The 13,381-nt window shown below is 72.7% G+C and carries 12 protein-coding genes; 10 read left to right on the forward strand and 2 right to left on the reverse strand.

Features of this window, described 5'->3' with window-relative positions; translation table 11 throughout:
- Positions 1 to 146: 146 nt before the first annotated feature.
- From dapA to E1200_RS02950, 10 genes are all read left to right on the forward strand, one after another.
- Positions 147 to 1,085, forward strand: coding sequence for a 4-hydroxy-tetrahydrodipicolinate synthase (dapA, locus tag E1200_RS02905; protein WP_131950192.1), 939 nt, complete (start codon positions 147 to 149; stop codon positions 1,083 to 1,085).
- A complete protein-coding gene (locus E1200_RS02910; protein ID WP_131950193.1) occupies positions 1,082 to 2,767 on the forward strand; it encodes a ribonuclease J in 1,686 nt (561 codons plus the stop codon). Before dapA ends, E1200_RS02910 begins: the two co-directional genes overlap by 4 nt.
- Before the next feature lie 120 nt (positions 2,768 to 2,887).
- The gene (locus tag E1200_RS02915) at positions 2,888 to 5,536 is read left to right on the forward strand and encodes a DNA translocase FtsK (RefSeq protein WP_207933114.1); all 2,649 of its coding nucleotides are present in this window, start codon (positions 2,888 to 2,890) and stop codon (positions 5,534 to 5,536) included.
- Between the two features lie 111 nt (positions 5,537 to 5,647).
- Positions 5,648 to 6,469: a helix-turn-helix domain-containing protein gene (locus E1200_RS02920; protein ID WP_279483650.1), complete on the forward strand. Its 822-nt coding sequence runs from the start codon at positions 5,648 to 5,650 to the stop codon at positions 6,467 to 6,469.
- 81 nt (positions 6,470 to 6,550) lie between these two features.
- Positions 6,551 to 7,969, forward strand: a complete 1,419-nt coding sequence (gene rimO, locus E1200_RS02925; protein ID WP_131950195.1) for a 30S ribosomal protein S12 methylthiotransferase RimO — start codon at positions 6,551 to 6,553, stop codon at positions 7,967 to 7,969.
- Positions 7,966 to 8,556 (forward strand): CDP-diacylglycerol--glycerol-3-phosphate 3-phosphatidyltransferase, encoded by a 591-nt coding sequence (gene pgsA, locus E1200_RS02930; protein ID WP_131950196.1) that lies wholly within the window; start codon positions 7,966 to 7,968, stop codon positions 8,554 to 8,556. The genes rimO and pgsA overlap by 4 nt, the downstream gene beginning before the upstream one ends.
- A gap of 522 nt (positions 8,557 to 9,078) precedes the next feature.
- Positions 9,079 to 10,374 carry a CinA family nicotinamide mononucleotide deamidase-related protein gene (locus E1200_RS02935; protein ID WP_131950197.1) on the forward strand — a complete coding sequence of 432 codons (1,296 nt, stop codon included), beginning with the start codon at positions 9,079 to 9,081 and terminating at the stop codon, positions 10,372 to 10,374.
- Positions 10,375 to 10,485: 111 nt separating this feature from the next.
- Positions 10,486 to 10,839: a helix-turn-helix transcriptional regulator gene (locus E1200_RS02940; RefSeq protein ID WP_131950198.1), complete on the forward strand. Its 354-nt coding sequence runs from the start codon at positions 10,486 to 10,488 to the stop codon at positions 10,837 to 10,839.
- A 127-nt stretch (positions 10,840 to 10,966) separates the two neighbouring features.
- Positions 10,967 to 11,434 (forward strand): DNA starvation/stationary phase protection protein, encoded by a 468-nt coding sequence (locus E1200_RS02945; RefSeq protein ID WP_131950199.1) that lies wholly within the window; start codon positions 10,967 to 10,969, stop codon positions 11,432 to 11,434.
- A 134-nt stretch (positions 11,435 to 11,568) separates the two neighbouring features.
- Positions 11,569 to 12,099, forward strand: coding sequence for a hypothetical protein (locus E1200_RS02950; protein WP_131950200.1), 531 nt, complete (start codon positions 11,569 to 11,571; stop codon positions 12,097 to 12,099).
- Between the two features lie 14 nt (positions 12,100 to 12,113).
- Here E1200_RS02950 and E1200_RS02955 read toward each other — a convergent pair whose 3' ends face one another.
- Positions 12,114 to 12,896 carry a DNA-formamidopyrimidine glycosylase family protein gene (locus E1200_RS02955; RefSeq protein ID WP_131950201.1) on the reverse strand — a complete coding sequence of 261 codons (783 nt, stop codon included), beginning with the start codon at positions 12,894 to 12,896 and terminating at the stop codon, positions 12,114 to 12,116.
- A gap of 16 nt (positions 12,897 to 12,912) precedes the next feature.
- Entirely contained in the window at positions 12,913 to 13,377 is a 465-nt protein-coding gene (locus E1200_RS02960; protein ID WP_131950202.1) for an Rrf2 family transcriptional regulator, read from the reverse strand.
- Positions 13,378 to 13,381 lie beyond the last annotated feature (4 nt).

The following is a 13,381-nucleotide window of genomic DNA, read 5'->3' on the forward strand; positions in this document are numbered from 1 at the left end:
GTGTGGCGGCGGCTTCTTCCATGCCCGCCGGACGCCCGCCCGGGGCCCCGCGCCGCGGCCCGCTCCCCGCCCCGTTCCACGCCCGTCGCCGGTCAGCTTGGACCTGCGGGTCCACCGTGCGCGGCCGGAGCGGTACCGTTCGGTGCATGGCACCCAGCACATCACCTGACGCTCCGTTCGGACGGATGCTGACCGCCATGGTCACTCCGTTCCTGCCGGACGGCGGCGTCGACTACGACGGCGCCGCGCGCCTCGCGACCCACCTGGTCGACGAGCGGCGCCACGACGGCCTGGTCGTCAACGGGACGACCGGCGAGTCGCCGACGACGAGCGACGACGAGAAGACCAAGCTGCTGCGCGCGGTCATCGAGGCGGTCGGCGACCGCGCCGTGATCGTCGCCGGTGCCGGGACCAACCACACCGAGCACACCCTGAAACTCGCCCGGCAGGCCGAGGCCGCCGGCGCGCACGGGCTGCTCGTGGTGACGCCCTACTACAACAAGCCCCCGCAGGAGGGCCTCGTTCGCCACTTCACGGCCGTGGCCGACGCGACGGGGCTGCCCGCGATGCTGTACGACATCCCCGGGCGCGCGGGGGTGCCGATCGAGAACGAGACGCTGGTGCAGCTCGCCGAGCACCCGCGGATCGTCGCCGTCAAGGACGCCAAGGGCGACCTTTTCGGCGCGTCGAGAGTGATGGTGGAGACCGACCTCGTCTGGTACTCCGGCGACGACAACCTCAACCTGCCCTGGCTCTCGGTCGGCGCGGCGGGGTTCGTCAGCGTCGTCGGGCATGTCGTGGGTATCGAGCTCCATGAGATGATCGACGCACACCGCGCCGGCGACCACGGGCGCGCGCTGGAGATCCACCGGCGGCTGCTTCCCGTGGTCACCGCCATCATGACCCGTACGCAGGGCGCCATCGCCGTCAAGGCAGCGCTGAACCTGCTCGGCCTCCCCGGAGGCGGCCCGCTCCGCGCGCCGCTGGTGGAGGCCACGCCGGAGTTCGCGGCGCGACTGCGTGAAGACCTCACGATTGGGGGAGTCAAAGTGCCCGAGGCAACCATCCCGGAGGTCGCCCGGTGAGTCATCCTCACCCGGACCTGCCGGACCCGCCCGCACCGCCCGACGGCGGCCTGCGCATCGTCGCGCTCGGCGGCCTCGGGGAGATCGGCCGCAACATGACCGTGTTCGAGTACGCCGGCCGGCTGCTCGTCGTGGACTGCGGCGTCCTGTTCCCCGAGACCGAGCAGCCCGGTGTCGACCTGATCCTGCCCGACTTCGAATACATCAGGGACCGCCTGGACGACATCGAGGCGGTCGTCCTCACGCACGGCCACGAGGACCACCTCGGCGCCGTGCCGTACCTGCTGCGCGAGCGCCGCGACATCCCGATCATCGGCTCGAAGCTGACGCTGGCGCTGCTGGAGGCCAAGCTCACCGAGCACCGCATCAAGCCGGTGACCGACGTCGTCAAGGAGGGCGAGCGGCGCGACCTCGGGCCGTTCGGCTGCGAGTTCCTCGCCGTCAACCACTCGATCCCGGACGCGCTGGCCGTCGCCATCCGCACCCCGGCCGGGCTGGTCCTGCACACCGGCGACTTCAAGATGGACCAGCTGCCGCTGGACGGCCGGCTCACCGACCTGCCCGGCTTCGCCCGGCTCGGCGCCGAGGGCATCGACCTGCTGATGTCGGACTCGACCAACTCCGAGGTCCCGGGCTTCGTCACCAGCGAGCGCAACATCGGCCCGGTCGTGGACGAGGTGTTCCGCACCGCGCAGGAGCGGCTGATCGTCGCCTGCTTCGCCTCGCACATCCACCGCGTCCAGCAGGTCCTCGACGCGGCCGTCGCCAACGGCCGCAAGGTGTGCTTCGTCGGCCGGTCGATGGTCCGCAACATGGGCGTCGCCCGGGAGCTCGGCTACCTCAGCGTGCCCGACGGCATCATGGTCGACCAGAAGGAGCTGGACAACATCCCCGGCGACCGGCTGGTGCTGGTGTGCACCGGCTCGCAGGGCGAGCCGATGTCGGCGCTGTCGCGGATGGCGAACCGCGACCACTCGATCCGCATCACCGACCGCGACACCGTGATGCTGGCGTCGTCGCTGATCCCGGGCAACGAGACCGCGGTCAACCGCGTCATCAACGGGCTCACCCGGTGGGGCGCGCGCGTCGTCCACAAGGGCAACGCGCTGGTGCACGTGTCCGGGCACGCGTCGGCGGGCGAGCTGCTGTACGTCCTCAACGTGACGAAGCCGGCGAACTTCATCCCCATCCACGGGGAGTGGCGGCACCTGCGCGCGCACGCCAAGCTGGCCGCGCTCACCGGCGTGCCGGACGACCGGATCGTCATCGCGGAGGACGGCGTCGTCGTCGACCTCGTGGACGGCCGGGCCCGCATCGTCGGCGCGGTGCCCGCCGGATACGTGTACGTGGACGGCCTGTCGGTCGGCGAGGTCACCGAGACCTCGCTGAAGGACCGGCGCATCCTCGGCGAGGAGGGCTTCGTCTCCATCGTCGTGGGCATCGACTCCACGTCCGGCAAGCTCGTCGCCGGCCCCGAGGTGCACGCCCGCGGCGCCGGCATCCTCAACCAGGACTTCGACGAGGTCATCGGCCGGATCGAGGACGTGCTGCGGGACGCCGCCGGCGACGGCGTGAACGACCTGCACCAGCTCCACCAGGTGATCCGCCGCACGGTCGGCAAGTGGGTGAGCGACAACTACCGCCGCCGCCCGATGATCATCCCGGTGGTCGTCGAGGTCTGACCCGGCACGGGCCGGCCGCGGGACCGCGCGTCCCGCGGCCGCCCGTTCCCTGGCACCGGGCCGCCAACACGCCCGTCGCCATCCCGGGAGTTTCCGGGGTCCTTGGTTACTCTCGTAACCATGGCCACACGTACGTCTGGGGGCGCGAAGCGGTCCTCCTCGCGTGCGGGGGGCAACGCGGCCCGCAAGCCCGCGGCACGGTCCACCCCCCGGAAGCGGCCGACCGGCACCGGGAAGGGCGGGGGCCGCGGCACGGGCCGGGGGCGCCCCCCGCAGAAGCCCGACCCGATCTCCCAGGCGGTCCTCGGGTTCTTCAAGCTGCTGTTCCGGCTGTACCTGCTCGCGGCCGTCGCGGTGGGCTCGGTCTTCCGCGCCTACGGCGACGGCGCCCGCAACCTCGACCCGGAGCACCGCCGCGACGGGCTGGGGTTCGCGCTGCTCGGCTCGTCCATCGTGCTGGCCTCGGTCACCTGGTTCCGGCCGGACGGCGTCGTCACGATCGCGCTGGAGAAGGTGGCGCGCGGCGGGCTCGGCATCATCGCGATGGCGCTGCCCGTGCTGCTGGCGCTGCTGGCGTGGCAAACGCTGCGCCACCCCGAGCAGCACGAGGACACCGGGCGCGTCGTCATCGGCATGACCGCCCTCACCGTCGGCGTGCTCGGCATCCTGCACATCGCCGCGGGCATCCCGTCGCCCGCGGCGGACATGGAGGGCGTGCGCGACGCGGGCGGCGTCGTCGGCTGGCTCGTGTCGGCGCCGCTGGAGGCGGCGCTCAGCGGGTGGGTCGCCGTGCCGCTGCTGCTGCTCCTGTCCGGGTTCGGGCTGCTCGTCGTCACCGCGACCCCCATCAACCGGGTCCCCGAGCGGTGCGCCGAGCTGTGGGCCGTGGCCACGCTGCAGGGCCGTCCGCGGCGCGAGACCGGTGACGGCGAGGCCGGCGACGAGGAGGCGGAGGCGCCGAAGAAGCGCCGCCGGAAGAAGAAGCCCGACGAGGAGGCCCCGGACGACCTGGAGGTCGGGGAGCACTCCAGGCCCTACGACACGCCGCTGCTGGAGGACGAGCCGAAGCCGGCCGCCCGCACCCGGCGCGACCTCGCCGACGAGCTGTTCGAGCCGGACCCGTTCCGGTCGGACGTCCCGCCGCCGGCGCCGCCCGGGGACGACGAGCTCCCACCGGACGAGCCTCCGGCGGACGAGCACGCGGCCGAGCACGGCCCCGGCGGGGACGTTCCGGTCCCCGAGGTCCCGGACCCGTCGCCCGGCCCGCGCCGCTCCGAGCAGCTGCCGCTGTCGTCGTCCGGCGAGATCTACGTGCTGCCCGACCCCTCGGCGCTGCGGCCCGGCACCGTCACCAAGGCGCGCACCAAGGCCAACGACACGGTGGTGAACGCGCTCACCGGCGTGCTGGAGCAGTTCGACATCGACGCGCAGGTCACCGGGTTCACCCGCGGCCCGACGATCACCCGGTACGAGATCGAGCTCGGCCCGGCGGTGAAGGTGGAGAAGGTCACCGCGCTGACCAAGAACATCGCCTACGCGGTGAAGAGCGCGGACGTGCGGATCATCTCCCCGATCCCCGGCAAGTCGGCGATCGGGGTGGAGATCCCGAACACCGACAAGGACATCGTCAGCCTCGGCGACGTGCTGCGCTCGCCCGCCGCGACCAACGAGCACCACCCGATGATCGTCGGGCTCGGCAAGGACGTCGAGGGCCGCACGGTCGTGGCGAACCTGGCGAAGATGCCGCACATCCTCATCGCCGGCGCGACCGGCGCGGGCAAGTCGACGTGCATCAACGGGCTGATCACCTCGATCCTGATGCGCGCCACGCCCGACGAGGTCCGGATGATCCTGGTGGACCCCAAGCGGGTCGAGCTGACGATGTACCAGGGCATCCCGCACCTGATCACGCCGATCATCACCAACCCGAAGAAGGCCGCCGAGGCCCTCGACTGGGTCGTCGGCGAGATGGACCGCCGCTACGACGACCTGGCCGCGTCCGGGTACCGGCACATCGACGACTTCAACAAGGCGGTGAAGGCGGGCAAGCTGACTGCGCCGCCCGGCAGCGAGCGCGTCTACACGCCGTACCCGTACATGCTGGTCATCGTGGACGAGCTGGCCGACCTGATGATGGTCGCGCCGCGCGACGTGGAGGACTCGGTCGTCCGCATCACCCAGCTCGCCCGCGCCGCCGGGATCCACCTGGTGCTGGCGACGCAGCGGCCCTCGGTGGACGTCGTCACCGGCCTCATCAAGGCGAACGTGCCGTCCCGGCTGGCGTTCGCGACGTCGTCGCTGTCCGACAGCCGCGTCATCCTCGACCAGCCCGGCGCCGAGAAGCTCGTGGGGCAGGGCGACGCGCTGTTCCTGCCGATGGGCGCCAGCAAGCCGATGCGCATCCAGAACGCCTACGTGGCGGAGAAGGAGATCAGCGGCATCGTCGAGCACTGCAAGGGGCAGATGGAGGCGAGCTACCGGGAGGACGTCGCCGCGGCGGGCGCGCCGAAGAAGGAGATCGACGAAGAGATCGGCGACGACATGGACCTGCTCGTCCAGGCCATCGAGCTCGTCGTGTCGACCCAGTTCGGGTCGACGTCGATGCTCCAGCGCAAGCTCCGCGTCGGGTTCGCCAAGGCCGGGCGCCTGATGGACCTGATGGAGAGTCGCGACATCGTCGGCCCCAGCGAGGGCTCCAAGGCGCGGGACGTGCTGACCAAGCCGGACGATCTCCCCGGGGTGCTCGCGGAGCTGCGCGGCGGCGGCTGACCCGCGGGCCGCGGAGGGGCCGGTGCGCACCGGCCCGGTGAATGCCGACGCATGGCGGAATGATGCGAAATCTTGCCCTGTTTCGAACGTGTCGCCCGTCGCCCAGCGGGCATGGCCGTTCCTAGACTGGTGTCGCAGGAGTTCGGCGTACGACTGCCCTGGAGGCCCGGCGTGACCATCGGTGAGACCTTGACGGAGGAACGTCAGCGGGCGGGTCTCACGGTGACACAGGTGAGCCTCCAGACGCGGATACGGGAGACCGTGATCCGCGGCATGGAGGCCGACGACTTCTCCTTCTGCGGCGGCAACTTCTACGCCCGCGGGCACATCCGCAGCGTGTCCCGCGTCATCGGCATCGACCCGGAGCCGCTCGTCGCCGAGTTCGACGCGACGCACGGCGGCGCCCCGCAGCCGGTGTCGGCGGCGTCGGCGTTCGAGCCGGAGCAGCCGGTCGCGTTCCGGGAGCGCCGGGCGCCGAACTGGAGCGCCGCGATGGCGCTCGCCCTCGCGTTCGTGGTCGTGTACGGCGTCGTCCAGGTGATCGGGCACGACGGCGGCGCCGAGCGGCGCACCGCCCAGCAGGTCGCCGGGACCCCGGCCCCCGCCCCGTCGACGTCCGCGCCCGCGCCGTCCCCTTCGCCGGAGACCGGCGGCCCGGTCGCGGCGGCGCCGCGCACCAAGGTCGAGGTGCAGGTCGAGGCCAAGCGCACGACCTGGCTGAACGCCCAGGACGACAAGGGCCGGACGCTGTTCAGCGGCATGCTCCGCAAGGGCGACGTCAAGGACTGGTCGGCGAAGAGGGAGATCCGGCTCGTGATCGGCGTCGGCGGCAGCGTCGACCTGACCGTCAACGGCAAGGATCTCGGTTCGCCCGGCCAGGGCGAGGGCGTGCAGCGGCTGAGCTTCGACCGGGACGACCCCGAGCCCGCCTGACGGCGCGGAGTGCGATCTCGGGTCGCCGGTCGATTCGGGTCGCTGGTCGGTTCGGGACACCGGGCCCATTACCTTAGGGGCATGTCGACTCGCCGCAAGGTCTCACTCATCACGCTCGGCTGCGCCCGCAACGAGGTCGATTCCGAGGAGCTCGCCGCGCGCATGGAAGACGCGGGCTGGGACCTGGCCGAGGGCGCGGACGGCGCCGACGTGGTCGTCGTGAACACCTGCGGGTTCATCGAGGCGGCCAAGAAGGACTCCATCGACACGCTGCTGGCCGCGCACGACTCCGGCGCGAAGGTCGTCGCCGCGGGCTGCATGGCCGAGCGGTACGGCAAGGAGCTGGCAGAGGCGCTGCCGGAGGCCGACGCGGTCATCGGCTTCGACGACTACGCCGGGATCGGCGAGCGGCTCGACGACGTCATGGCGGGCCGCCGCCGCGCCGCGCACACCCCGCGCGACCGGCGGACGCTGCTGCCGATCAGCCCGGTCGAGCGGTCGGCGGCGCGGGCGGCGATCCCGGGCCACGGGGACGACTCCGCCGGCGACCTGCCGGCCGGGGTGGCGCCGGCGTCCGGGCCGCGGGTGCTGCGGCGGCGGCTCGGCGGCGGGCCGGTCGCGCCGCTGAAGCTGGCGTCCGGTTGCGACCGGCGCTGCACGTTCTGCGCGATCCCCGCCTTCCGCGGCGCGTACGTGTCGCGGCCGCCGGCGGAGGTGCTGGAGGAGGCCCGCTGGCTCGCCGGGCACGGCGTCCGCGAGCTGGTCCTCGTCAGCGAGAACTCCACGTCCTACGGCAAGGACCTCGGCGACCTGCGGGCGCTGGAGAAGCTGCTCCCCGGCCTCGCCGCCGTGGACGGCATCGAGCGGGTCCGGGTCAGCTACCTGCAGCCCGCCGAGACGCGCCCGGGGCTCATCGAGGCGATCTGCGGCACGCCGGGCGTCGCGCCGTACTTCGACATGTCGTTCCAGCACGCGAGCGGCCCGGTGCTGCGGTCGATGCGCAGGTTCGGCGACCGGGAGCGGTTCCTGGGGCTGCTCGACCAGATCCGGCGGCTCGCGCCCGAGGCGGGCGTGCGGTCGAACTTCATCGTCGGGTTCCCCGGCGAGTCCGAGGACGACTTCGAGGAGCTGGCGGAGTTCCTCAGCGCCGCGCGGCTGGACGCGGTCGGCGTGTTCGGCTACTCCGACGAGGAGGGCACCGAGGCCGCCGAGCTGGACGGCAAGCTCGACCCGGCCGAGGTCGCCGCCAGGGTCGAGGAGCTGACGACCCTCGCCGAGGAGCTCACCGCGCAGCGCGCCGAGGACCGCGTCGGCTCGGAGGTCCACGTCCTGCTGGAGGACAAGACCGAGGACGGCGACGTCGAGGGGCGCGCCGCGCACCAGGCGCCAGAGGTGGACGGGACCGTCCTCGTCCGCGGCGCGGGCCTCGCGCTCGGCGAGATCGTCGCGGCGCGCGTCACCGGCAGCGAGGGCGTGGACCTGATCGCGGACGTGTCGTGATCGCCGGCACCCCCGACCCGGTCGCGGGCTCGCACGACCCGCCGCCCGCCGGTGTCTGGAACATCGCCAACGCGCTGACGCTGCTCCGGATCGCCCTGGTCCCGGTGTTCGTGTGGCTGCTGTTCCTGGACGGCACCGGCTGGCGCCTCGCGGCGTTCGGGGTGTTCGCCGTGGCGTCCGTCACCGACAAGATCGACGGCGACATCGCGCGGGCCCGCGGCCTGGTCACCGACTTCGGCAAGATCGCCGACCCCATCGCCGACAAGGCGCTCACCGGGGCGGCGCTGATCAGCCTGTCGGTGATGGGGGAGCTGTGGTGGTGGGTGACGGCCGCCATCCTGGTCCGCGAGATCGGCATCACGGTGATGCGGTTCGTGCTGATCCGGCGGAGCGTCATCCCGGCCAGCAAGGGCGGGAAGCTGAAGACGATGCTCCAGGTGATCGCGATCGGCCTGTACCTGCTGCCCGGCCCGCTGGACTACCTCCGCTGGGCCGCGATGGGCGCCGCGCTCGTCGTCACGGTCGGCACCGGCGTGGACTACGTGGTCCAGGCGTGGCGGCAGCGGGGCGCGGCCAAGACCGCCTGAGTCCGGGACGTCCCGACCGTCCGGCCGTGGAAGAAGGCGGGCTGCGGGGCCACGCCCACCCCGGTCGTGGCCCCGCAGCCCCGTTCGCGGCGCCGCGATGGTCGATTATCCCCCGCAAAGGGCGGGTTAACGAATCGGGCGAATGAGTTCTGACTCACATGGTGACCTGCGCACTCGCGAATTCGTCGACCCGGTGCCAACGGTATGCGGTGCCGATGCGTGCTTGCGCCACCTGCTCCGATGCGCGCAGTGGAGGAGGCCGTCGTGGCGTAGGACACAATGCGCGGCCTCCGCTTTTCCGGGACGCGGAAACGGGGAAAACGGATCAAGTCCGGTTTGGACCGGTGCGATCGAGACACCTCGTCCGCGTCCTCAACCGGTCGCTTTTTCCGTCAACCGGAGAGGCTCCGGGATCGTCGTCCGGCGAGCGCCGGGGGCCGCCCCGCGGGGTGGGCGCCGGTAGATTCGGGACGCCGGCCCGGGAGCCCGGGCCGCCTCCGCAGGGGGTAGGAGAGGGGCGCGATGCGGGTCGAACTGGTCACGGTCGGGGACGAGCTGCTCCTCGGCGACACGGTCAACGGGAACGCCGCCTGGCTCGGGCGCAGGCTCGCCGACCACGGTGTCGAGGTGACCCGGAGCGTGGTCGTCGGCGACCGGCTCGACGTGATCATCGAGGCGGTCGACGCCGCGCTCGGCCGGGCCGACGCGGTCATCAGCACCGGCGGGCTCGGCCCCACCTACGACGACCTGACCAGGGACGCCCTCGCCAAGGCGGCGGGAGTCCCGCTCCTGCGGGACGCCGGGCTGGAGCAGAGGCTCCGCGACCGCGTCGCCAGGGCCGGGCGCGAGCTGAAGCCCGTGGCGCTGCGCATGGCGGACGTCCCCGAGGGCGCACGGATACTTGGCAACTCGGCCGGGTCGGCGCCCGGCCTGCGCGTCGAGCTGCCCGGCGGGGTCGTCTACGCGCTGCCCGGCGTCCCGTACGAGATGCGCACCATCATGGACGAGGTCGTGCTGCCGGAGCTGACCCGGTCCGCCGGGCTGCCCGCGGTCGCGCGCCGGGTGGTGCACACCGCCGGGATGTGGGAGTCGGAGGTCTCGACGCGCCTCGCCGAGGTCGAGGAGGCGGACCTGGTCGAGCTCGCCTACCTGCCCGACCCCGCCGAGGTGAGCGTCCGGATCACGGTGTCCGGCGAGGACGCCGCGACGCGGCTGGAGGGCGTCGAGGCGCGCGTGCGGGTGCTGCTGGGTTCGGCCGTGTACGGGACCGGGGACGAGACGCTCTACCGCGTCGTCCACCGCCTGCTGGCCGGGCGTTCGGAGACGGTCGCCACCGCGGAGTCGCTGACGGGCGGTCTCATCGGCGCGGAGCTGACCAAGGCCCCCGGGGCGTCCGCCACGTTCGCGGGCGGGATGGTGACGTACGCGACCGAGATGAAGGAGCGGGCCCTGGGCGTGCCGGGCGATCTGCTGGCCGAGCACGGGGCCGTCCACCCCGACGTGGCCGCCGCGATGGCCGCGGGCGTGAAGGAGCGCCTGGGCGCGACCTACGGCCTCGCCGTGACCGGGGTGGCCGGCCCGGACCCGCAGGACGGCCGGCCGGTGGGAACGGTCTATATCGGCGTGGCCGGACCCGGAGATTCGCGCATCGTGGCCAGTCCGAAACTCCCCGTGCCGGAATCCGGGCCGGAGGTCCGCCCGGTGATCCGGCGGATGACGGTGGTGCACGCTCTTGACCTGCTGAGACGGGTTTTGCTGGGGCTTGACGTGACGGACGCGAGCGGGAAGGCTCTGGCAGACCGGGAAGATCTGGGGTGATTACAGCGTTACGTTCCCAGCGAACACGAAATCAACGGTCTGCCATGCTCGCCGTCAAGCCGGGTACGGTGGAACCGGCAGATGGTCCGAACTGAGGGAGGGAGCGAGACGATGGTCCTGCTTCGCCAGCTGCTCGGTGACGTACTGCGGCAGCTGCGGCTGCGCCAGGGACGCACCCTCCGTGAGGTGTCCGCGGCGGCGCGGGTGTCACTCGGCTACCTGTCCGAGGTCGAACGGGGGCAGAAAGAGGCTTCCTCCGAGCTGCTCTCCTCGATCTGCAAAGCCCTGGGAGTCCCGCTGTCGCACGTCCTGAGGGACGTCGCGGACCAGCTGGCCCTCGCCGAGCTGCAGCACGAGCCCGTGATGGCGGGCGCGCCCGAGCACGAGCGCATCTCGGCCGAGAGCATCCCGGAGACCCCCGAGGAGATCACCGGCGAGCTCCGGCCGGACATGGTGGCCGCCTGACCCGCCCATGGCCTGTTCATGCCCGGACCCGGCCGCGGGTGTGCGCGGTCTCACGCATGAACAGGGCATTCGGGGGGATGTTCCGGTGTTGTAACGGATACCGGAACAATGCGGAAGGAGCCCACCCATGGCGACGGTTAAGAGCCCGCTGTCCGATGAGAACCTGAAGGTGGTCGGGGATGCCCTACAGGGCGCCCTGGTCGACCTCATCGATCTTTCCCTGGTGGCCAAGCAGGCGCACTGGAACCTCGTCGGGCGCAACTTCAAGGTCGTTCACGAGCACCTGGACGAGGTCGTGGCCCTCGCCCGGACCGGCCAGGACGACGTGGCCGAGCGCGCCGTCGCGCTCGGGGTGAACCCCGACGGCCGCTCCCGCACGGTCGCCGACCGCACCAAGATCGCGCAGCTGGAGGCCGGTTACCTCGACGACGACAAGGTCGTCGCCGCGATCACCAACCTCCTCGCGCAGATGATCGAGCGGTTCCGCGAGCGCATCGCGGCGACCGACGAGCCCGACCAGGTCAGCCAGGACCTGCTCATCAGCATCACCGCCGAGCTGGAGAAGCAGCACTGGATGTTCCAGGCGCAGACCTGACATCTCCCGGCTCCGGTCCGGCGCGCCTGACGGCTCCCGTGACAGCAAGGCTCCGGCCCCGCCCTCTCCGGCGGGGCCGGAGCCTTTTTCGCGGCTCTCCGCGCGGCCAGTCCCGATTGTGGGGATCATGAGGAATGGCCGATACGCGGAGGGTTCCGCCCACGAGGTCCTCGCTGCTGGCGTCCGGGGCGCTCGGCGCCGTGCTGCTCGCCGTCGCCGCCTGCGGCGCGGAGGGCGCCGGCGCGGAATGCACGCTGCTCGGCTCGTCGCCCGGGGTGAGCGTCGCGGTGCGGCCTCCCGACGCGCCGCGCGTCGCGTCCGCGTCGCTGCGGGTCTGCTGGGACGGGACGTGCCGGGAGCCCGAACTCGGCCTTGGCAACTCGTCGACGAGCGTCCCCCTGGGCTGTGAGGGCGAGGAACCGGACGCCGCCTGCGCGGCTTCCGCGTCACCCGACGAAGGCAAGATCGGATTCGCCGTGGTGGAGGGCCTCCCGAAGGCGCCCGTCCAGGTGACGCTCAAGCTCCGCGACGGCGGTGGCCGCGTGCTCGTCGACCGGAGCCTCGACGTCACCCCGAAGGCGACGTTTCCGAACGGCCCGGACTGCGCTGAGGGCGGCCCGCAGGTGGCGCTGACCGTCGCGGACGGCACCGTGACGGCCGCCTGACCCCCGGCGAGTGGTCACGGCTGGCAGTGCGGGCACCAGAACGTGACGCGCTCGCCCGCCTGCGCCCCCTGGGGGGCGCGCTCGACGCGGGTGCCGCAGCGCCGGCAGGGGCGGCCCGCGCGCCCGTACACCCAGTGCTCACGGCCGCGGCCCAGGTCGCCGGTGGTGATGTGGCCGTGCCGCTCCTTGTTGGCGTCCAGGAGCCGGTGAGCGAGCTCCACCATCGCCGGCAGGTCGGGCACGTCCCCGGCGGGGGTCCACGGGCCGACGCCCCGCAGGAAGAGGATCTCGGCCTTGTAGACGTTGCCGATCCCGGCGAGGCGGGTCTGGTCGAGCAGCGCCTCGCCGATGGGCCGGCCGGGCCGCTCGCCGAGCCGGGCGACCGCCTCGGCGGCCAGCTCCGCGTTCCACGCCGGGTCCAGCAGGTCGGGCCCGAGGTGGCCCACGGCCTTGTCCTCCTCGGCGGTGCGCAGCAGCTCGACGAGGCCGAGGGAGTACCCGGCGGCCTGCCATTCGGCGTTCGCCAGCACGAGCCGCACCCGGTGGTCGCGCGGCACGGGGCCGGCGGGGCGGATCCGCCAGCGTCCGTCCATCATCAGGTGCGTGTGGACGGTGAGCCCGCCCTCCACGCGCACGAGGAGGTGCTTGCCTCGCGGGACGGCGTCCAGCACCGTCCGCCCGCGCAGGTCGGCGGTCGCGAACCGGGGGACGCGGAAGTCCGAGCGCGTCAGCCGCCGCCCGGCGAGCGCCTCGCGCAGGTGCCGGGCCGTCAGCCAGACGACATCGCCCTCCGGCATGTCTCCTCCGGGACGCTCAGATCAGCGAGGGGCTCTCCCAGGCGGCCGGGTCCTCGGTCAGCTTGCGGACCGGCTCGGGCAGCTCGCCGGCGGCGATGTGCGCGAGCTTGACCCGCTCCAGGATGGCGCGCTCGCTGGCGCGCAGCGCGATCCACACCTCCTGCAGGGAACGCGCGGGCCCCTGGTACCCGACGTGCTCGGGGCGCTCCCCGCGCACGCCGAGCAGCGGCCCGTCGATGGCGCGGATGATGTCGGCGAGGGAGATCTCGTCGGCCGGCCGCGCCAGCCAGTAGCCGCCCTCGGGGCCCCGCTGGCTCCGGATCAGGCCGGACCGGCGCAGCTGGCCGAGGATGTTCTCGAGGAATTTGGGCGGTATCTGCTGCGCCTCGGCGAGCTGGACGGCGGTCACCGGGCGGCTCCCGGCGACCGCCAGCTCGGCGGCGGCGCGCAACGCGTAGTCGACCCGGGCGGACAATCGCATATGG

It is taken from the genome of Actinomadura sp. GC306 (assembly GCF_004348665.1).
Taxonomy (GTDB): domain Bacteria; phylum Actinomycetota; class Actinomycetes; order Streptosporangiales; family Streptosporangiaceae; genus Spirillospora.

Bases quoted from the DNA above. Each gene is read 5' to 3' on its own strand.
- rimO (WP_131950195.1), top strand. From the start codon at position 6,551: ATGTCGACTCGCCGCAAGGTCTCACTCATCACGCTCGGCTGCGCCCGC.
- E1200_RS02945 (WP_131950199.1), top strand. From the start codon at position 10,967: ATGGCGACGGTTAAGAGCCCGCTGTCCGATGAGAACCTGAAGGTGGTC.
- E1200_RS02915 (WP_207933114.1), top strand. From the start codon at position 2,888: ATGGCCACACGTACGTCTGGGGGCGCGAAGCGGTCCTCCTCGCGTGCG.
- E1200_RS02955 (WP_131950201.1), bottom strand. From the start codon at position 12,896: ATGCCGGAGGGCGATGTCGTCTGGCTGACGGCCCGGCACCTGCGCGAG.
- E1200_RS02920 (WP_279483650.1), top strand. From the start codon at position 5,648: ATGGCCGTTCCTAGACTGGTGTCGCAGGAGTTCGGCGTACGACTGCCC.
- E1200_RS02940 (WP_131950198.1), top strand. From the start codon at position 10,486: ATGGTCCTGCTTCGCCAGCTGCTCGGTGACGTACTGCGGCAGCTGCGG.
- E1200_RS02950 (WP_131950200.1), top strand. From the start codon at position 11,569: ATGGCCGATACGCGGAGGGTTCCGCCCACGAGGTCCTCGCTGCTGGCG.
- dapA (WP_131950192.1), top strand. From the start codon at position 147: ATGGCACCCAGCACATCACCTGACGCTCCGTTCGGACGGATGCTGACC.
- E1200_RS02960 (WP_131950202.1), bottom strand. From the start codon at position 13,377: ATGCGATTGTCCGCCCGGGTCGACTACGCGTTGCGCGCCGCCGCCGAG.
- E1200_RS02935 (WP_131950197.1), top strand. From the start codon at position 9,079: ATGCGGGTCGAACTGGTCACGGTCGGGGACGAGCTGCTCCTCGGCGAC.